Origin of the sequence: Bacteroides sp. (assembly GCF_030151085.1) — a bacterium.
In the GTDB taxonomy this organism is placed as follows: domain Bacteria; phylum Bacteroidota; class Bacteroidia; order Bacteroidales; family Bacteroidaceae; genus Bacteroides.
Map to the genome: position 1 here is coordinate 71,238 of NZ_JASLER010000078.1, position 21,401 is coordinate 92,638.

Here is a 21,401-nt window from a genome sequence, read left to right on the forward strand (position 1 = left end):
ACTTCTATTTACTAAAATGTATTCTATTTCCGCTTTTATTCCATATTCAACGTTCCGAAGAACTCCGGACAATGGAAGTTCGGCTTTTCCAGTTCGATGGGACTCCATGAAAGAAAGTGAGGCGTCTGAAGACCATCGCCGCATTTATAGAAATTGGCACGAACCGTCTTACCATCTAAGGAAGTAATGTTGTGCAAGAAGAAAGCAGAATAAGGGATAACCAAGGCTACTTCCCAACCACACTCTCCTACTCTTTCAGGGAAAGATTCACGACCCAGTGAAGACCAGCGTTGTACTTCGTCGAGTACTTCTTGCGGGGCATGCTGACGATTGTTTCGTCCGGCACCGGCACCAATCAGTAAAGTTCCGGCACAGTTGCATTCCATATTGTAATAAACTCCATCACCAGCAGGAATAGAGAAAAACTCAACACAAGCATCTTCCCAAACCGGACCGTTGTCTTTTCCGGCAATGGCACGCACACTGGCTTCTTTCACTTTGTAATGCAACAGGATAGCATCTTCCGTATGGGCTATACGGAATTCCACATTAGGACAATACGGAAACGCAGCCCAATTTACCGTGTTTATCGGTTCAAAAGCTACCTTCTCCTGATCCAGAAGGGCGGGAACGGATTCCACAGGTATGCTTGCCGCACTTACCTTCTTTACATTCAATTCTTTCATTTTACTATTTTGAGGATTAATTGCAGATAGTGGCAGCACACAGAGTACCACTACCACTATCGTTAAACATTTTCTCATATACATGAGGCTATGAATTTTTGCATCTCCGGAGTATGTTCTTCTACGCTCTGAAGCAACTTAAACTGTGCTTTAGTACGTACAAGGTTATGTTCCGGATACTGTATTTTATAATAAGTATCACCATTAATGTAATCCGCCAAGAAACGTACACACTGCATGTAAGGGAAAAGAGCGGCAGCGTATGGCAGATTCTCAATCTCTAGCGGCAACAAGAAAGACTTAGCTGATTCCAGATAACCTTTGGTGAATGCCTTGAAGATCTCCATATTAAAGTTCACATTATCCAGGTTCTTGTCATCTTCGAGTCCGGTATTAGCACCCGAACGAAGGAAGTCGCCGAAATCGGAGAAGATATAGCTGGGCATTACGGTGTCGAGGTCGATAACACAAAGAACAGTACCATCTTCGTCGAACATCATATTATTCACCTTAGTGTCGCAATGGCAAACACGTTTCGGAAGCTTTCCTTCACGGTGCAGACGCTCTGCCTTGCACATTTCATCGGCGCGCTTCTCTATTTCATCCAAGAAGTACTGTACTTCCTTGACACGTCCTGCTGCATCGGCAGCTACTGCATCACGAAGTTGCTTCAAACGGAATTCCATGTTGTGGAAGTCGGGTATGGTTTCACCCAGTGTATCGGGAATATCTGCCAGCATAGCTTGGAAATTACCGAAGGCTGCTCCTGCATAATAGGAATATTCAGGATTCACCGTTTCGTAAGTCTTAGCACGTGGAATGAATGTCATAATACGCCAGTAGTTTTCGCCATCGTACCAGTAAGTCTTTCCATCCATAGCGGGGATGAAATGGAGTACTTTACGGTCGATATCCGTTTCTCCCTTTTCTTCCAGTTTCTTGCGGATGTGACCGGTTACAGCATCAATATTTGCCTGCAACATTTCCACATTCTGGAAAATGGCATGGTTGATGCGTTGCATTACGTAGTCAGGAGCGTCTTCCTCAACAGTAGTAACTTTGTACGTGTCGTTAATAAGTCCTGCGCCTAACGGTTTGATTTCTTGAACTGTACCCTCCAACTGGAAGTGAGATACAATAGATAAAAGGTCTTTCATGATAACTAAACATTTAATTATTATACAAATATACGTTCTTTACATTCTACTAAAAGGCTAATATCGTCCGATGAGCCTCCAAAATTATACATTTAAACAGACATTACAACAAAAACCGTTGAGTAAATGAGAAATCTTGCACAAAATATTCATATATTTGTAACTGAAACCTTAAAAAATGCCTCAACCGTGCAGAAGTTTATCATTCGGCTATCTATTGTTATAGTATGCTTGGTTACTACCACCTTGCAAGGACAGAACATTACTTTTAACCACATAACCACCGATGACGGTCTATCACAATTCTCGGTTAACAGTCTGTATATCGATGAAAACGGTGCTATTTGGATTGGTACCCGTGAGGGATTGAACCGATACGATGGAAAAGATATTCAAACTTACAAATTGCGTAAGGATGATCCAAACAGTTTGTTTTGCAATACAGTATTGCGCATAACGGGCAATCGTAAAGGTAAAATCTACCTGCTTTGTACAGAAGGAATTGCTGAATTTAATCTTGCCACACAAAAGTTCAGAACGCTACTACAGGGTAATATCAGCAGTATTTATTATAACGACGGACTTTTCATTGGGAAGAAGAACGAGATTTACTGCTATAACGAGCAGACCGGCAACTTCAATCTATACTACCAGTTGGCAAATAAGAATCTGGAGATCTTCTGCATGCACATAGACAAAGGACAGCTTTGGATGGGTACTACCAGCGACGGTGTCTATCGGCTGCATTTAGATAACAAGGAACTGACGCATCCCATCCTGAAAGGAAATATTACCAGCATTTACCAAGATAACGAAGGCAAGTTGTGGATAGGTAGTTGGGAAGAAGGCCTGTTCAAGGTAAAGACAAACGGCGAAATTGTAAACTTCAGATATGATTCCAATAATACTCACAGCCTCTCTTCCAACTTTGTAAGAGCCTGCTGTGAAGACAATCTCGGCAATATCTGGATAGGTACTTTCAACGGACTTAACCGCTACGATAAGAGTACCGGACTATTTCAGAATCACACCGCCACTGATACCCAGACTGATGGTCTGACCAATTCTTCCATCTGGTGTATCGTTAAAGATAACCAAGGCACTTTATGGATGGGGACTTACTTTGGCGGCGTTAATTACTTCAATCCTGAATATGAGATTTATACCCGCTACATCTACTCTCCGATAGAAAAGAACGGACTGAGTAATCCGGTAGTAGGACGTAGCATAGAAGACAAAGACGGTAACCTATGGATAGGAACTGAAGGAGGCGGATTGAATTATTACAACCGTCGTACGCGTGAATTCAAGTGGTTCCGACCGGGCGACGGCGCAAACAGCATCTCACACAATAATATCAAAGCTCTCTATTACGATGCCGACAAGCAATTAATATGGATAGGCACGCATCTGGGAGGTTTGAACAAACTGGATATACGCACCAATCGCTTCACGCATTACCGCATGGAAGCCAATAATCCGGAAACACTGCCTTCGGATATCGTTCGTGATATTGCCCCTTATCAAAATTATCTGATTATCGCCACACAGAATGGCGTATGCCTTTTTGATCCGGATAACGGTAAATGCCAACAGTTATTCCAGGACTCAAAAGAAGGTAAAAGGATTAAGATGGTAGCCGATGTAATGTTCGATAGCCAGGGTACTCTTTGGATTGCCGCCACAGGTGAAGGGGTATTCAGTTACCGCTTTGATACCCGCAAATTGGTTAATTACCGTTACGACCCAGCCAACATTCACAGCATCAGCAATAACAATATAAACAATATTACCGAAGATAGTAAAGGCAATTTATGGTTCTCTACTTCTGGTAGCGGACTGGACTTATATCGCCCTGCAAGCAATGATTTCGAAAACTTCGACCAACAGGACGGGTTATCCAGTGATTGTATTTACGAGACGCAAGAATCGCCCAGTAGCCACAAGCTGTTGCTCATTACCAACGAAGGCTTTTCGATCTTTGACTACCACAACAAGCAGTTCCAAAACTACAGTACGGAAAACGGATTCCCACTGACGGCTGTCAACGAGAATGCCCTTTGCGTAACCCGTGACGGCGAGATATTCCTGGGTGGTACGCAAGGCATGATCTCCTTTCACGAAATGGAATTGAACTTCACTCCCAAACCCTATCAAATCAACCTTTCACGCCTCATCGTGAACGGAACTGAAATACAGGTAGGAGATGATACGGATATCTTACAGCAGTCTTTGTTCTATACTCGTGAGATTACACTCAATGCCAATCAGTCCATGTTCAGTATAGAGTTTGCCACCTCCAACTATGTGGCTGCCAACAAAGACGATATTATCTACAAACTGGAAGGTTTTTCCAAAGATTGGAACAGCACCCGTGGATTGCATACCATTACTTATACGAACCTGAATGCAGGCACTTACAACCTACTGATTAAACCTGCCGGCAAAGATGAAAGTCTCTGTCCGCAAGTACACCTCACCATCCATGTGTTACCGCCTTATTACAAGACTCCCCTAGCCTATATTATCTATCTCATTATTACCGGGGCATTGTTATGGTACTTGGTACGTACATACAAATCGAGAATCAAACTGCGTGAGTCTCTGAAATACGAACAGAAGCACATTCAGGATGTAGAAGCGCTGAATCAGTCGAAACTGCGTTTCTTTACCAACATCTCGCACGAATTCCGTACTCCGCTAACTTTGATTGTTGCGCAAGTGGAAACCTTGCTTCAATTGCAGAACTTTACACCCGCTATTTATAATAAGGTGTTAAGCATTTACAAGAACAGTATCCAGTTGAGGGAACTCATTACCGAACTGCTCGACTTCCGCAAACAAGAACAAGGGCACATGAAGATAAAGGTAAGTCAGCACAATATAGTGAACTTCTTGTACGAAAACTATCTGTTATTCATGGAATATGCCAGCACCAAGCAAATCAGTTTCAACTTTGAGAAAGAGACCGATAGCCTGGAAGTATGGTACGACCAGAAACAGATGCAGAAAGTTATCAATAATCTTCTCTCTAATGCCATTAAACACACAAAAGCCGAAGATTCCATTACCCTCAGCATCAAGACAGAAGGTAACAACGCTGTGATTCGGGTAACCGACACCGGTAGTGGCATTGACGCCAAAGAGGTAGACAAGATTTTCGACCGCTTTTACCAAATAGAACAATTAGACTCTACCGATGCAAGTAAAACAGGTACCGGTATTGGTCTTGCCCTGACAAAAGGCATTGTGGAGCTTCATCACGGTACTATTCGTGTAGAAAGCCAGTTAGGAAAAGGAACCAGTTTCATCGTAACCTTGCAACTGGGCAATGCACAATTCATCGAAGAACAAATCAATAAGAATGTCGATAGCATTCAGCAGATAGAAGCTCCTAAACCGGAAAACGACGCTCTGCTGAAAGCTGAACTGGAAGAAAACGCACCTAATAAACGTCTGCCCGACGCCAAAATACTCATTGTAGAAGACAATGATTCTATACGTGAGATGTTGGCTAATATCTTCAATCCTTTCTATGAAGTACTTACTGCTGCCGACGGAGAGGAAGGTTTGGCTCTTGTAAACAGCGAAATGCCTACCATTGTTGTCAGTGACGTAGTAATGCCCAAAATGTCCGGTACAGAATTGTGCAAGCAGATAAAAAGTGACTTCAATACCTGCCACATCCCCGTAGTACTGCTGACGGCACGGACTGCCATCGAACAAAATATTGAAGGACTACGTATCGGAGCCGACGATTACATCACCAAACCGTTCAATACGAACTTGCTAATATCCCGATGCAACAACCTCGTGAACTCACGCATCCTCTTACAGGAGAAGTTCAGCAAGCAACCGCAAGCTTTTGCTCAAATGCTTGCCACCAACCCGATAGATAAGGATATTCTGGATCGTGCCATGACCATCATCGAAAATCACCTGGATGATACAGAGTTTAATGTCAACGTCTTTGCCCGTGAAATGGCTATGGCACGTACCAACTTGTTCACCAAGCTGAAAGCCATCACCGGACAAACCCCGAATGACTTTATCCTGACCATCCGTCTCAAGAAAGGTGCATTCATGTTGCGCAATAACCCGGAACTGAATATTACCGAGATTTCTGATAAAATAGGCTTCAGTTCTTCCCGTTACTTCTCGAAGTGCTTTAAAGATATCTATCACGTAAGTCCGCTAGCATATCGCAAAGGGGAGAATTCGGAAAACTCAGAAGATTCAGAAGACTCAGATACCGACGAGGAAGCATAATTGACTTAATCCATGAATTAATTTATTCAATTATTATCCTAACATCAAGCAAACTTTCCACTTGCATGTTGGGATAGTTCTTTCTTTGTACTTCTGTACATTTTCTCCTTTCCTGCGTACTTCTTTGTACACTGGTTAAGAATAGATAGCCCTATCTTTGGGGTCAGAAATCAAACTTAAAAGTCCAAAGACTATGAAACATTTATCCTCTCTTCTGACGTTTCTTCCAAGCACAATGCTTTTAGTTGGATGCGGTAACGCTTCCAAACAAGAGGCTAAAAGTGCTCTGCCCCAGAAACCCAATATAATATATCTGATTGCAGATGATCTCGGCATTGGCGACCTGAGTTGTTATGGTGCCACCAAAGTAAGCACTCCCAATATCGACCGCCTTGCGGGTCAAGGTATGCAGTTTACCAATGCTTACGCTACTTCGTCTACCAGTACACCTTCACGCTTCGGCCTGCTAACAGGCAAATATCCCTGGAGACAGAAGAATACAGGTATTGCCCCGGGCAACTCCGAACTTATTATTGATACAGCCTGCGTCACGATGGCCGATATGTTTCAGTCAGAAGGATACGCAACTGCCGCCATAGGTAAATGGCATTTAGGATTAGGTCCCAAAGGAGGAACGGACTTCAATCAACAAATCAAACCGAATACGCAGGACATTGGTTTCGGTTACGAATTCATCATTCCTGCCACTGTAGACCGTGTTCCCTGCGTCTTTGTCGAAAACGGACGTGTTGTAGGGCTCGACCCGAATGATCCGATTACCGTAAGCTACGATCATAAAGTAGGTAATTGGCCTACCGGATTGGAGAACCCCGAGCTGGTAAAGATGAAACCCAGTCAGGGACATAACAATACCATCATCAACGGTATTCCGCGCATCGGTTGGATGACTGGCGGTAAGTCCGCTCTTTGGGTGGATGAGGACATTGCCGATATCATCACCGACAAAGCAAAAAACTTTATTACCTCCCATAAAGATGAACCTTTCTTCCTATATATGGGTACGCAAGATGTTCACGTTCCCCGTGTACCGCATCCCCGTTTTGCAGGAAAGAGTGGCTTAGGAGTACGTGGAGACGTTATCCTTCAGCTTGACTGGACTGTTGGAGAGATTATGCGTACACTGGATAGTCTAAAGATTGCAGACAACACCATTATTGTATTCTGTAGCGATAATGGTCCTGTCATTGATGACGGTTATCAAGACCAAGCTTTTGAATTGTTGAATGGACATACTCCGATGAAGCATTACCGAGGTGGAAAATACAGTGCATACGATGCAGGAACACGTATTCCTTTTATCGTACGCTGGCCCAATGGCATCAAACCCGGCAAACAACAAGCTCTATTTTCGATGATCGATGTCTATGCTTCGCTGGCTACCTTATTGAATCATCCATTGAAACCGGGCATAGCTCCCGATAGTCGTGACCAGTTAAACAACTTCCTAGGAACGGATACTACCGGATGTGACTATATCGTACAGCAGAATTTGGACAATATTTTATCTATTATCCAAAAAGACTGGAAGTATATTGAGCCTAGCGATAAGGCTGCCATAGAATTCTGGACTAAAATGGAATTGGGCAACGATCCGAAGCCTCAATTGTACAATCTCTCCATCGACCCGTCAGAGAAAACCAACGTTGCAGAAGCCAATCCTGAAAGAGTAAAAGCCCTCTCCAGCCTATTAGAAGAGGTAAAAGCAGCCAAAAATCAAAAGGAGAGGAAATAGTACAAGCTGGATGTTGTTCGCAGATTTTGTACGAATTCGTACTATTTGCGAACAATTAACTAATACTTCATTACCTCTCATCCTATACATTTGCGGTGTGATTAATAACGCTAAACTGAAAATCAAACGAAAAACAACCTTTATTAATAACTTATTAAATTAATATTTATGAAACAGAAATCTTGCTTCCTTAAAGCATTAGGTATTTTGTTGCTCTCTGTACTTTTTGCTACGCAGGCAAACGCACAGAACATTACAGTAACTGGTACAGTGACTGACAATTTAGGTCCGGTGATCGGTGCTTCTATTCAAGTAGAGGGTACAAGTAATGGAACCATTACTGACATTGATGGAAACTACACACTCCCCAATGTACCCGCTAAATCGACTCTCATATTTTCCTTTATCGGTTATCAGACACAGAAGATTGCTGTCGCTGGAAAAACTAAGATTAATGTGCTATTGGCAGAAGATAGCCAAATGTTAAATGAAGTCGTAGTAGTAGGTTACGGCGTACAACGTAAAAGTGACTTAACGGGTGCGGTTGCATCGGTAAAGACAGCAGACGCATTGAAAAGCACACCTTCCGGTAATGTTTCCGACGCATTACAAGGACGTATGGCTGGTGTATCCGTATTGTCAGGTTCCGGTGACCCCAGTAGCGATAACACAATCCGCGTACGTGGTATTAACTCAATTACTGCCGAGACAGGTCCGTTGGTTGTTATCGACGGTTTTATCGGTGGATCTATGAAATCTCTGAATCCTTCGGACATTGCCTCAATTGAAGTCCTGAAAGATGCGTCTGCAACTGCAGTTTATGGTTCTCGGGGTGCAAATGGTGTTATTTTGGTAACAACAAAAACGCCTAACAAAGACAAGTTAACCGTATCATTGAATGCTTTTGCAAACATGAAGACAGTGGCAAAATATCCGGATACCCTTTCGCCTTATGAATACGCAAACTTAGCAAATGACTATGCTAAAGAATATTTCGGTGGAAGCCAAAAGCCATATTATGACGAGGCGCAACTGGAAGCTTTCAAGAATGGAAAGGATGGTTACAACTATGCCAAAAATATCTTCCGTGATCCGGCACTTGTTCAAAACTACGAACTCTCAATTGCCGGAGGTGGTGAGAAAACTACATTCTTAGCATCTTTACGTTATGAAAATAATGAAGGTGTCATCAAAGGATCAGAAAACAGTGTATATAGCTGGCGTTTAAAACTTGATACCAATATCAAAAAATGGTGGAAAGTAGGTTTGAACATTTATGGCTACTACAACACATCATCCAAACCCCGTATCAGCCAATATGACGGTTTAATTCAACAAGCAGCTTATTTCCCCAACACCATCATGCCTAAAAAAGATGATGGAACATACAATAATGCATTCATTGACGGTAGCGCCACATACAATCCTATGGGAATGATTTGGGAATCTAAAACTCTCAACCAAACTTTAAACAACCGTATGCAAGGTTACGTACAATTCGATATAATTGACGGTTTATCATTCCGTTCTCAACTTGGTGTAACCTTTGACAACCGCTTGAATCGTACCAATGAAAATGACTTAAGCTATACAGCATTCAAGAATGGTAATATAAACCAAGCCAGTGCAGCAAGTCAATTTAATATCGGTTGGTTGAACACTAATACATTAAGTTATGTAAAAGAGTTTAATGAAAACCACCGTATTAATGCAACTGCAGTATTTGAACAATCCTATGGAGATGATTACAGCCACACAAGTACAGCCAGAGGTTTGGATTTCGCAGATGAATTAGGTTATAATGCTTTAGGTTACTCAAATGCAGCACTTTCTACTGTTGCTTCTGAAAACGTCATCAATACCCTTATGTCCGGAATGTTCCGTGTAAATTATGTATTTATGAACCGCTATATGATCACCGCATCTATTCGCGCTGACGGTTCATCACGTCTGAAAGAAAAATGGGATTATTTCCCTTCTGCTGCTTTGGCATGGGATATCAAGCAAGAAGCATTTATGAAAGAAATAGATGTTATAGACCAACTTAAATTGCGTGCCGGTTATGGTTCTGTAGGAAATCAATCAGTGGAAGCATACCGTATCTTCTCAAAGAGAAAACCTGTAACCAATTCAGATGGTACTACTTCTTACGCTGTTGACCGCCCTGCTGCCTCCTATCTGAAATGGGAACGCAACGATCAGATAAACGTAGGTCTGGATTTCGGATTATTCAACGGTCGTTTACGCTTCACTGCCGATTGGTATAACAAAATCTCCAAAGATATCTTGTTGGACGTTGCACAACCTACTCACATGGGATTCCCTTCATTATTGAAAAATGCAGGTGAGATTAAGAATACGGGTATTGAATTTACAATCAGTGCCGACCCTGTAACCGGTAAAGACTTCAACTGGCATACTGATCTGACTTTATCTCACAACAAGGGTATCTTTAATAAGATTCCAACCTACAATCACCGCCAGCAACAAGCCGGAACCTACCAGAATACACTATTCCAGATGATAGAAGGACAAAAACTAGGAACCTTCTGGGGATACACTTTCGCAGGCATTTGGCAAGAAGATGAAGTAAAAGCACCTTTTGTAGATGCTGATGGCAAAACGAATGGTAAAACCAATGGTGAAGTATACAAGATTGTAGCAGGTAACTCTAAATATGTGGATGTTAACAAAGATGGTATTTACAGTGATGCCGACCAAGGAGTTATTGGCTGTGGCCAGCCTACATTCAACTGGGGATGGAGTAATAGTTTCAGCTATAAGAACTTTGACTTTTCATTCTTTGTCATAGGATTCCACGGATTTGACATCTATAACGCTACCGACCAAATGGGATACAATACTATCTCAGGGCAAAATATGTGCTTTGTAACTCCCAAACCGGAACTGTTGAACCGTTGGACTCCAACCAATACAAATACCAATGTACCGGGCTTTGTAAAAGGTGGCATTGAAAATAAATTCTTCAGCACACGTTTTGTTGAAAACGGAAGTTTCATAAAGATGAAAAGCATCACCTTAGGTTATTCCTTACCTGACATAGCTTGCAAAGCAATGGGTATTTCAAACCTACGTATATATGCATCAGTTCAGAATCCGTTCCACATCACAAAATATAAAGGTCTCGATCCTGAAGCAGCAATGGGAACTCCGCTAGTTCAAGGTGTTGATTGGGGTGCATATCCTAATAGCCGTAACTACTTACTTGGTTTGAATTTCTCATTTTAATCACTAATTAAATAGAACGAATTATGAAAAAAATATTATATATAGCATTAATGGCAAGTAATCTGCTTTTCACGACTGCTTGCGTTGATCTCAATCAAGAGCCTCAATCCTTTATTACAGAAGAAGAATATCTTGCTAAATTAGATATTGATGGATTGAGAAAAGCTGCCACCGGTCTTTATAACGATTTATGGCAAAGTAACTATGGTTTCAATTGCCGTATGCAAATCATTAACATCGGAGGCGATGAAATAACTTATGCAACGACTAAAGCTAATAACCGCTATGCATATTTTGCGGATTTGAATCCGAGTGCAGATGCAAACAAAGATGACGTAAGCATTCCTTGGAACCTTTTCTTTGCCGTTGTCAACAACTCAAATAAACTAATCAATAATGTTGTTATACCAGAAGGAACTACAGACGCATTAAAAAAGAAACAAAAAGAATATCAAGAAGTACTGGGTGAAGCCTACTTCATGCGCGGACTCGCCTACTTCTACTTGGTACGTATGTTTGGGGATGTGCCATTGATTTTAAATGGTACAGATGCCGAAACTAGAATGCCACGTACCTCTGTTGCCGAAATTTATGAAAAAGCTATTGTACCCAGTTTGACAAAAGCTACAGAATGGTTACCGGAAAAGAGTCGCAGCGGTTTCAGTTCTACTCCTTCCAAATGGGCAGCAAAAGCATGTCTGGCCGATGTGTATATGACTATGGCTGGATGGCCTTTAAAGAAAGGAACTGAATACTACGCAAAAGCAGCTCAGGAAACCAATGATATTATTGAGAAATCGGGTTTGAAACTCACTCCCAAGTATGAAGACTTGTGGAAAGAGGCTAAAAAAGAAGATGCAAATGAGCATTTGTTTGCCTTGCACCATAGCGCTAAACAAAAAACAGCCAGCAATTATGGCAAATCATATTATCCGAATGATTTTTATCCCAAAGCAGGTTGGGCAGATTATTATGGAGTGGAAGCTTTCTATTTAAAATATCCGGCAGGAGAACGTAAAGACTGGAATTATATGACAGAATGGCCTATTGCTAAAGATGTAGTGGTTAACTATAAGGACAGTAGAGAAAAGAATCCGGCTATCTCCAAATATTATGATTACGATGAAGGTGTACCAGGTAACAGTGCACAAGCTAATGGTATTACTTGCATCTATCGTTATGCAGACGTATTATTAATGTATGCAGAAGCCTCTACAAGAGCTACAAATTCTGTAAATGCACTGGCTGCTAAATGCCTAAAAGATGTACAAGAGCGCGCCAAATCAGCAGTTATTACCAATACTACTGATCCTACAACTTTTGAAAAAGCAGTATTTGATGAAAACGGCTGGGAGTTCTTCGCAGAAATGAGACGTTGGTTTGATCTCGTTCGCCTTGAAAAAGTTTCAGAAGTTCGTTCTACCGCATGGACAAACTCTATATATAAGGCAAACAACCATTATTATTTGCCAATTGCTGAAGAGCAGATTCGGTTGACTGGTTGGACAAATAATGCAGGCTATTAATAACGATACATAACTTCTAACCTTATTATCAAATAATTAAATAGACCTTAATCAATTTAATTTATGTGTGAGGGGAGGGGCCGTGAGGTTCCTCTCTTTTTTATGTTATGGATTATAATCTCACCTTTTTTGAACAAATTTATCCCCACTATCTGAATTATTAGCGCTTCCTTAGCACATTCTAATTTAATACCTATGAAAGCAAAATTACTTTTTATCGTCTTTATTGAATTATGTTCTTTAAACACAATCTTAGCACAAGCAAACACAAATAACCAGTCATTTCATGGACTGCAGTTCACAAAACTACCCGTTATCTGGGATGAAGGCATTCCTTTGGGAAACGGTATCATGGGTAGCCTCATCTGGGAAAAGGATGGTAAGTTAAGACTGGCTTTAGACCGTGCAGATCTTTGGGATCTACGTCCTGTCAAAGAGTTTGAGTCTCCTTCCTATTCCTATCAGTTCGTCTGCGATGAGATTATACAACGGAAAGATGTATCCAAAGTACGTGCACTGATAGATGATCGCAGCCGGAAAGATTGTGCACCGACAAAGATACCGGTTGGAGCCATTGAAATCCCCATTTCACAACTAGGGATAGTCAAAAGTGTGGAATTGGATGTACACACAGCTGTCTGTACCATCGTATGGGAATGCGGTACTGTCGGTAAATTCTTCACCGGCGCGATGGATAAAACAGGGCACTTTCGTTTCGAGAATCTACCCGCAATGCTCTCTATCGAATTACAAACACCTCGGTTTGAAGAAGACGGAACAAGCATACAAAAGGTCAGCGCACCACGTACACACCCTCTCACCCGCTTGGGATACAAAAACGGGAAAATAGCACACCATAAAAATAGCATTGTTTATCGTCAAAAAGCATACGGCAAAGTAGCCTACGAAGTGGCGGTAGAATGGAATACTCCTACTCCAAACGCCTTGGAAGGCAGTTATTGTATCACTACCCAAGGCACTTGGTATAGCGAATCCATACAGGCAGCAGATTTTATTAAGAATCATGCCAAAGACTTCAATACTTCATTAGCCGAGCATATTGACTGGTGGAAAACGTATTGGGTAAAAAGCGCAATCCATCTTCCGGACTCCATTCTGGAAAACCAATGGTATTTGGAGATGTACAAGTTTGGTGCCGCCTCACGCAAGAATGCCCCTCCTATCTGTCTGCAAGCTGTATGGACTGCTGACAACGGGCAAACGCCACCCTGGCGTGGAGACTTCCACAATGACCTGAATACCCAACTTAGCTATTGGCCGGGCTACAGTTCCAATCACCTGGAAGAATCAAGTGTCTTCACCGACTGGTTATGGAAAATAAAAAGTAACGGAGAAGAATTCACGCGCCGGTTTTTCGGAGTAGAGGGACTAAACATCCCTTGTATAGCAACCTTAGAAGGCAGAGCTATTGGCGGCTGGAGTCCTTATTCCCATCAACCAACCACCAGCGGATGGCTTGCCCAGCATTTCTATCTGCAATGGAAGTATAACGCAGATGATGATTTCCTGAAGAATCAAGCATATCCCTGGGTAAAAGAAGTGGCACGCTACTTCAGCAATGTATCCGTAAAAGACGCGAAAGGTATGCGTAAGCTTCCCCTTTCTTCTTCACCGGAAATCAACGATAACGAGTTGGATGCATGGTTCCAAAAAACAACGAACTATGACCTTGCCAATATACGGCTAACTTACACAGCAGCCGCAGAGATGGCAGATACCTTAGGCTTAATAGAAGATGCCGATCTTTGGCGCAAACAGTTGGAAGAATGGCCGGATTTTGCAAAAGATAGTACCGGATTAACGATTGCTCCGGATTACCCACTCACCGTATCTCACCGCCACCTCTCCCACATGCTGGCATTCCACCCGTTCGGTCTGCTGGATGTATCGCAGGGAAATGAGGCCGAACGCCTTATAAAACGTTCCATACATCACATGGAGGAACTTGGAAATGAGCTTTGGATCGGATACACCTATACTTGGCTGGCAAATATGAAAGCTCGCATTTTTGACGGTGATGCCGTAGCACGCAATCTGCATATCTTTATCAAAGCATTCTGTTCTCCCAATAGTTTCCACCTTAATGGTGACCAACTACAGAAAGGATATACTAATTTCACCTATCGTCCCTTCACCTTGGAAGGAAACTTTGCATACGCCTCTGCCGTACAAGAAATGTTGCTACAGAGCCACACAGGAATTATACGTATCTTCCCCGCTATTCCCGAAAGCTGGAATGAAGCTTCTTTCCGGGATTTAAGAGCCATGGGGGCTTTCCTTGTCAGTGCTGATTATAAGAACGGGAAAGTAGATAAAGTAACAGTTCGTTCTGAAAAGGGAGGTAAATTGCGCATACTAAACCCCTTCACCAATAAGGTGGAGGAGCGAAACACCAAATCCGGAGAGCTTATTGAATGGAAATAACATGAGTTGGAACTAATAGACATGCATCTAACACACCTATCTATCATGCCATAGTATATTTATAATCAATCAAATAACGTCTATAGCGTGATAGCATAACAGATGATTTATCAAAAAAACTTTTATAGATAAAGTTTGATCCTCTTTCTTTTTTATCATACTTTTGTAATTAAATGATTGCAAGCTATGATAAAATACACATTGACCTTACTTCTACTCATTTACCCCTGTCTGATACGTCCCCAAAGTATATCCATTTCGGATATTCCAACCCTGAAACAACTACCCGTCAGCGCCATACATCGTGTATTCAGAGATAGCGAAGGTTATGTGTGGTATGGAACTGTCAACGGACTATGCCGTGACGATGGCTACAACATTCAGGTATTCCGATCAGACATCAAGACTCCACGCATACTGAAAGATGACCTGATAGAATGCATTGCCGAGGATAAAGAAGGTAAAATTTGGTTTGGTACGGACAAGGGGGCCTATATCCTTAACAAAGCAGACTACAACATTGTAGCACTTGATACCAACAAACTACAAGACAAAAAAATTATGAGTATATACTCTACCAGCGACGGCTATATGTGGGTAGGAACCTACGGCAAGCTATGCAAATACAATTCTGATGGAAAGCTGATTAAAGAATATCCCATCAATAACAGCAAAGGACCAACAACCATATCCGGTTTCTGCGAAAGCCGGAAGAAAGAGATTATCATCTCCATTTGGGATGAAGGAATCTTTCACCTTGACAAACAGAAAGACATCTTTATACCCTATACTCGCAAAAAGATACTACCCACCCTAATCATACAAGACCTAGAGCACGACTACTTCTGGCTTGCCACTTGGAAGTACGGTATCGTACGCTTCGATCCGTCAGCCCCCGAAGAGTCTATGTGCCAATTCAATGATTTGCCCTTAAACTCACTTGGGCAGGAAGATGGCCTGATACTCCACATTACCCAAGACAGCAAGCTAGGCTACTTATGGGCTACTACGGGACGCGATCTCATTGCCTTCGACCCACAACCTGACGGAAAACTGAAACAAGTCAACCTCCCTGCCGGCCTCCTACCTACCAACCACATGTTAGTCGAAATCCTGAAAGGAGAAGATTGTTTATGGGTATCTGCCTTCGATCGCCATAGCTTCATCATCCATCTGTCTGAGAATATCATTCAGAATTATGCCCTACCCTCTATAAACGACCGTACCCAATATAATCCCGCTATTATGACCCTTTGTGACGATGGTGACGACGGTATTATGTGGATGATGCAAGAACGAACCGGGCTTTTGCTATATAACCTCAAGACCGATGATATAAACATCTATACTGATTTTTCAGAGCTTGCATCATTATCCTTGAGCGCAGGACGGGAAATGACTCGTGCACACACCCATAAAGGTATATGGTTGGCGCCTGACATCAGCCGCAAAGTCTTCGGACTGAATCGCCAAGGCATGAAAATGTCTCTTGTGGAAAGTGTGTTGTTAGAAGAGTACCTGCCCTCTACTTCCTTCGTCAGCAAATTACTAGAAGATAACACTGGAAACTTATGGATAGGCAGCAGTACAGGCCTCTGCATCTACGACATAAAAACAAAAAAGATCAAGTACAACAACCAGACCTTGGGACATGTTAGCAGTATAGCCGAAAGCCGGGAAGGCACGATATGGATTTGTACAAAGGACCAAGGACTCTTTCAAATGAGCCGTGACGGCAAGCCGCAACTGATGCAGCCCGGCTACAGTTTTTCCTCCATTTCCATAGCCCCGGACGGTCTACTTTGGCTGGGCACTTACGATGGCGGTGTTTACTCTTATGACCCTAACGAAAAGAAGTTGACTAGTTACAACGAAGTGTGCGGCATGAATGGTAACCAAGTCAACCAAATTGCAACCGATGTATTCAATCATATATGGATTGGCACCAATCAGAAGTTGATAGAGTTTAATCCACGCAACAACTCCTTCCGTACTTATCTCACCACAGACGGCACTATGCTCCTGAAACGCTTCCTACCCACCGCAATCTGCATGGGTATAGACGGAAACATCTACTTTGGCGGCATACCGGGTATTTGTATGGTAACTCCTTCCAACGGATTGGACCGGAAAGCCAGTAATGTACAGACAAAAATCACTGACATCAAGCTATTCAGTACTTCCATTATCTTCAATGACAAGAAGGCGGAAAATTCTTTCAACCACATCCAACTGAATCCCGAAGACCAGAATTTGGAAATCTGCTTCTCCTCACTCAACCACCGATATGCTTCTAAGATACGATACGCCTATCGTCTGAAAGGTATTGATATAGACTGGGTATATGTAGAAGGAGGAAAGAACTCCGCTTTTTACAACCATCTGAGTAAAGGCAACTACATCTTCCAGGTAAAAGCCACTGATGAAAACGGCGTATGGAGTAATGAGATAACGGAGCTGACTATTGAGCGCCTACCCGCCTTCTACGAAACATGGTGGGCTTATCTATTTTATCTGTTGATGATACTTGGTTTCTCAATCTATGCATTTCGTTTCTACCTGAAGCGTGTGGAACGCAAAAATAACGAAATCTGGGCCGATAGCAAGGAGATGATGAAAATGCGTACCTATCTGGATAGCGAAGTAAACCTTGCAGAACCGGAGTTCCAGCAATTGGACAAACTCTTTTTAGAGAAAGCCGTAAAAGCGGTAGAAGACAACCTGACGCAACCCAACTATGATGTCAATGCCCTGGCGAGTGCCATGAACATGTCACGCTCTACACTCACTCGCAAACTTAAAACAATAACCAACCGTACCCCGCTCGATTTTATCCGGAACATCAAGATGAAGCACGCCCGCCACATGCTCGAAGACAAGAACAAGAATATCACTGAAGTTGCCGCCACATTAGGATATTTCAACCGCAAGTACTTCACTGCCTGTTTCAAAGAGGAGTTTGGAATGACGCCCAGTGAATATCAAAAAACCGTCTCACATTAAACACTGATAATCTGCAAGTTACATATAGCTCATTGGATGTATATATGCAGCGCCTTGGATATATACTTCCAGCGAGCTGGATATATACTTCCAACCGACTGGATATATACTTGCAACAAACTCAATATATATATAGCCGAAGTGGCGCAGATATTCGCCCCACACACGACCTACAAATTCGTCAAATAAGGGTAATAAATACACCAAATATACACCACAACCATTTCTACCCCCTATTAGATTCATTTCCCCCCTCTGTTTACATACTTAATTTAATTCATTTGCGAAAACCTTTTGCAAAGAACGGCACACTGTGTCCAAATGCAATAAGTGTATGTTTAACCCTTAATTTAATACGAGTATGAAACACATGTTTTTGTTGCTTACCTTGCTAAGCATTTCATTAACAGCCCTCGCCCAGCAAAAAGTTACGGGCCGGGTAAAAGACACATTCGGAGAACCTGTAATAGGTGCCAGTATTGTAGTCAAGGCGAACAAAACAATCGGTACTATTACTGACTTCGACGGTAAATTTAGCCTTGAAGTTCCTGCAAAGAGTACATTAGTAATCTCTTACATCGGATACATTACTCAAGAGCTAACTCTAACCGATAAGAAGCCCCTTGACATCATTCTGAAAGAAGACACTGAGATGCTGGACGAAGTCGTAGTTATTGGCTACGGTACGCAACGCAAAGGGGACGTAACCAGTTCTGTAGCGAGCGTCAAAGCAGATAACTTCGTGAAAGGTGCCGTAAAAGATATAGGTCAACTGATTCAAGGAAAAGTAGCCGGACTGGCCATTACAAACCCTAACGGCGACCCTACAGGAAGCACTCAGATCAGACTTCGTGGTACCAGTACCATCGGTGGTGCCAATACAGCTCCGCTGGTATTGATTGACGGTATTCCAGGCGAACTCAATACCGTAGCTCCGGAAGATGTGGAAAGCGTAGACGTGCTCAAGGATGGTTCGGCAGCCGCCATTTACGGTACCCGTGGTACGAACGGTGTAATCCTTATCACCACCAAGCAAGCCAAAGGTACTGACATCAATCAAGTAGAATATAACGGTTACATCAGTACCTCTCTCATCTCAAAGAAACTGGAAATGCTCAACGCCGATGAATTCCGTGCTCTCTATCCCGATCAGGATCATGGTGCAGATACCGACTGGTTAAAAGAGATCAGCCGTACTCCCTTCAGTCACGTACACAACCTCTCGCTGATGGGTGGTAATTCGAAGACTAACTATGTTGCCAATCTGAACTACGCTTCCCGCCAGGGTATCATGAAGAAATCGGACTTCGAGAGCTTCCAGGGACGTGTAGAAGTAACACATCGTATGTTCGACGATAAGTTGAAACTGATGTTCGGTATTTTCGGCAAGAAGAATCAAATAGAATCTACCACCAATGGTGGCAGTTTCCGTGGCTGGGTATACGGACAGGCTACCCGTCGTAATCCGACCGATCCCGTAAGAAACGAAGATGGCAGCTGGAGCGAGAACGTAAGCAAGTTTGAGTACGAAAACCCGCTTGCACTTCTTTACGAAGCCGAAGGTAATGTAAAGAACACCCAAATGCGCTACAATGGAAACGTTATCTACAATCCTATCAAAGACCTTACTCTTTCAGGCGTATTCTCCTACACACGGAATAATATGAACCGTGGTTATGGTGAGACATTGAATCATATCTCGGCTTTACGCGATGGTTTGGCAGGATGGTCGTCGGTAGGCGCATCGACTTATATGGAGAAATTAATGGAACTCACCGCACAGTATAATAAGGAGATCAACGAGCACAAATTCAGCATCCTTGCCGGTTACAGCTACAACGAAACAGACTTTGAGGAAATGTGGATCGACAATTACGGTTTCCAAGACGACTACTTCGGTGGATGGCACAACATTGGCATCGGTTCGGCAGCAAAAGATGGCAAAGCCGGACTTGGTTCTAAAAAGACGGTGACTAACCTGATCGGTTTCTTCGGCCGTGCCACTTACTCATTCAAGAATCGTTATCTGTTGATGGCAGCGTTGCGTTACGAAGGTGCCAGCCAGTTATGGGGCACAGACAATGCATGGGGTCTCTTCCCTTCCGTCTCAGTGGGATGGAGAATAACCGAAGAGAACTTTATGAAAAACCAGAAGTTGTTCAACGACTTGAAGCTCCGTGTAGGATATGGTGTGACGGGATCGCAACCCAAAAATCCTTTCATGGGTATTGCCATGCTGAAGTATGGTTCATACGCTTTTGCCAATGGCAGTTGGGTACAGACCATCGTTCCGGCATCTAACGCCAACCCCGATTTGAAATGGGAAGAGAAGAAAGAAACTAATATAGGTTTGGATTGGGCTTCATGGGGCGGTCGTCTGTCTGGTTCTATCGACTACTACAGCCGCGACATCGATGGACTTATTTATGAATACAGTGTGCCTACTCCTCCCAACTTGTACAACAAGACAATGGCTAACGGTGGTACCATGCGCAACCGTGGTGTGGAAGTGTTGGTAACCGTTATACCGGTTCAGAATAAGAACTTTGAGTGGAGTACAACCGGAACATTCTCTACCAACTCCAACAAGCTGGTTAGTTTGTCGGGCAGTGTATTCAAGTCCGATTACGACTACTTCAACACCGGTACAGTAGAATACTCGGGTCAGGTATCTGATTCCCATCGTGTACAAGTGGGCGAAAGTATTGGTAACTTCTACGGTTTCAAGGTAATCGATGTAGACGATGAAGGACGCTGGATTTACGAAGACCGCAACGGCAATCCCGTAAACTATAAAGATTTCACCCATGCACCGGAGGACAAACACGTCATTGGTAATGGTCTGCCCAAGTGGTATGCAGGCTGGAACAATAGCATACGTTACAAGAACTTCGACCTCAACATCACGATGCGTGGTGCATTCGGCTTCGAAATTATCAACGGTGGACGCATGAACTACGAGAATGTGAAAAACAGCCGCTACGAAAACCGTCTGAAGTCAGTAAACGACCTCGTATTCGGCAAACATACTCTCAGTGCCGAAGTAGAGCCGGAATACAACAGTTACTACGTTGAAAAGGGCGATTATTGGAAGATTGATAACATCACACTGGGATATACCTTCGGCCAGTTAGGCAAATATATCAAGTCGTTCCGTCTGTACGGTTCGATACTCAATGCGTTGACTCTTACCGGCTATAAAGGCATCGATCCCGAAGTATCGACTGATGGTCTGACACCGGGATACGATACTCGCGATAGATACCCAAGCGTACGCTCATTTACATTCGGTGTGAACGTGAAATTTTAACTA

At 42.8% G+C, this 21,401-nt stretch carries 10 protein-coding genes; 7 read left to right on the plus strand and 3 right to left on the minus strand.

Going from position 1 to position 21,401, the window contains the following annotated elements:
* Positions 1–35: 35 nt before the first annotated feature.
* Together Q1W14_RS15495 and Q1W14_RS15500 are read right to left on the minus strand one after the other, a co-directional pair.
* Entirely contained in the window at positions 36–770 is a 735-nt protein-coding gene (locus Q1W14_RS15495) for a carbohydrate-binding family 9-like protein (protein ID WP_300702994.1), read from the minus strand.
* Entirely contained in the window at positions 761–1,843 is a 1,083-nt protein-coding gene (locus tag Q1W14_RS15500; protein WP_300702996.1) for an aminoglycoside phosphotransferase family protein, read from the minus strand. Before Q1W14_RS15500 ends, Q1W14_RS15495 begins: the two co-directional genes overlap by 10 nt.
* A 189-nt stretch (positions 1,844–2,032) precedes the next feature.
* On the opposite strand from Q1W14_RS15500, the gene Q1W14_RS15505 reads away from it, so the two are divergent.
* From Q1W14_RS15505 to Q1W14_RS15530, 6 genes are all read left to right on the plus strand, one after another.
* The gene (locus Q1W14_RS15505; protein ID WP_300703065.1) at positions 2,033–6,112 is read left to right on the plus strand and encodes a hybrid sensor histidine kinase/response regulator transcription factor; all 4,080 of its coding nucleotides are present in this window, start codon (positions 2,033–2,035) and stop codon (positions 6,110–6,112) included.
* A 193-nt stretch (positions 6,113–6,305) separates the two neighbouring features.
* Positions 6,306–7,865 carry an arylsulfatase gene (locus Q1W14_RS15510; RefSeq protein WP_300702998.1) on the plus strand — a complete coding sequence of 520 codons (1,560 nt, stop codon included), beginning with the start codon at positions 6,306–6,308 and terminating at the stop codon, positions 7,863–7,865.
* Positions 7,866–8,033: 168 nt separating this feature from the next.
* Positions 8,034–11,114, plus strand: coding sequence for a TonB-dependent receptor (locus Q1W14_RS15515; RefSeq protein ID WP_300703000.1), 3,081 nt, complete (start codon positions 8,034–8,036; stop codon positions 11,112–11,114).
* Positions 11,115–11,137: 23 nt separating this feature from the next.
* Positions 11,138–12,640 carry a RagB/SusD family nutrient uptake outer membrane protein gene (locus tag Q1W14_RS15520; protein WP_300703001.1) on the plus strand — a complete coding sequence of 501 codons (1,503 nt, stop codon included), beginning with the start codon at positions 11,138–11,140 and terminating at the stop codon, positions 12,638–12,640.
* Between the two features lie 195 nt (positions 12,641–12,835).
* On the plus strand, positions 12,836–15,085 hold the full coding sequence (locus Q1W14_RS15525; protein ID WP_300703003.1) for a glycoside hydrolase family 95-like protein: 2,250 nt from the start codon (positions 12,836–12,838) through the stop codon (positions 15,083–15,085).
* A gap of 186 nt (positions 15,086–15,271) precedes the next feature.
* Positions 15,272–18,088 (plus strand): two-component regulator propeller domain-containing protein, encoded by a 2,817-nt coding sequence (locus tag Q1W14_RS15530; protein WP_300703005.1) that lies wholly within the window; start codon positions 15,272–15,274, stop codon positions 18,086–18,088.
* Positions 18,089–18,106: 18 nt separating this feature from the next.
* Here Q1W14_RS15530 and Q1W14_RS15535 read toward each other — a convergent pair whose 3' ends face one another.
* Positions 18,107–18,334 (minus strand): hypothetical protein, encoded by a 228-nt coding sequence (locus tag Q1W14_RS15535; RefSeq protein ID WP_300703007.1) that lies wholly within the window; start codon positions 18,332–18,334, stop codon positions 18,107–18,109.
* A gap of 115 nt (positions 18,335–18,449) precedes the next feature.
* Between Q1W14_RS15535 and Q1W14_RS15540 the strand changes: the two genes are divergently transcribed.
* Positions 18,450–21,398, plus strand: coding sequence for a TonB-dependent receptor (locus Q1W14_RS15540; protein ID WP_300703009.1), 2,949 nt, complete (start codon positions 18,450–18,452; stop codon positions 21,396–21,398).
* The last annotated feature ends 3 nt before the right edge of the window (positions 21,399–21,401 follow it).

Excerpts from the sequence above, each read along its gene's own strand:
- Q1W14_RS15495 (WP_300702994.1), bottom strand. The coding sequence starts at position 770 with ATGTATATGAGAAAATGTTTAACGATAGTGGTAGTGGTACTCTGTGTG.
- Q1W14_RS15500 (WP_300702996.1), bottom strand. The coding sequence starts at position 1,843 with ATGAAAGACCTTTTATCTATTGTATCTCACTTCCAGTTGGAGGGTACA.
- Q1W14_RS15510 (WP_300702998.1), top strand. The coding sequence starts at position 6,306 with ATGAAACATTTATCCTCTCTTCTGACGTTTCTTCCAAGCACAATGCTT.
- Q1W14_RS15515 (WP_300703000.1), top strand. The coding sequence starts at position 8,034 with ATGAAACAGAAATCTTGCTTCCTTAAAGCATTAGGTATTTTGTTGCTC.
- Q1W14_RS15520 (WP_300703001.1), top strand. The coding sequence starts at position 11,138 with ATGAAAAAAATATTATATATAGCATTAATGGCAAGTAATCTGCTTTTC.
- Q1W14_RS15525 (WP_300703003.1), top strand. The coding sequence starts at position 12,836 with ATGAAAGCAAAATTACTTTTTATCGTCTTTATTGAATTATGTTCTTTA.
- Q1W14_RS15530 (WP_300703005.1), top strand. The coding sequence starts at position 15,272 with ATGATAAAATACACATTGACCTTACTTCTACTCATTTACCCCTGTCTG.
- Q1W14_RS15535 (WP_300703007.1), bottom strand. The coding sequence starts at position 18,334 with ATGAATCTAATAGGGGGTAGAAATGGTTGTGGTGTATATTTGGTGTAT.
- Q1W14_RS15540 (WP_300703009.1), top strand. The coding sequence starts at position 18,450 with ATGAAACACATGTTTTTGTTGCTTACCTTGCTAAGCATTTCATTAACA.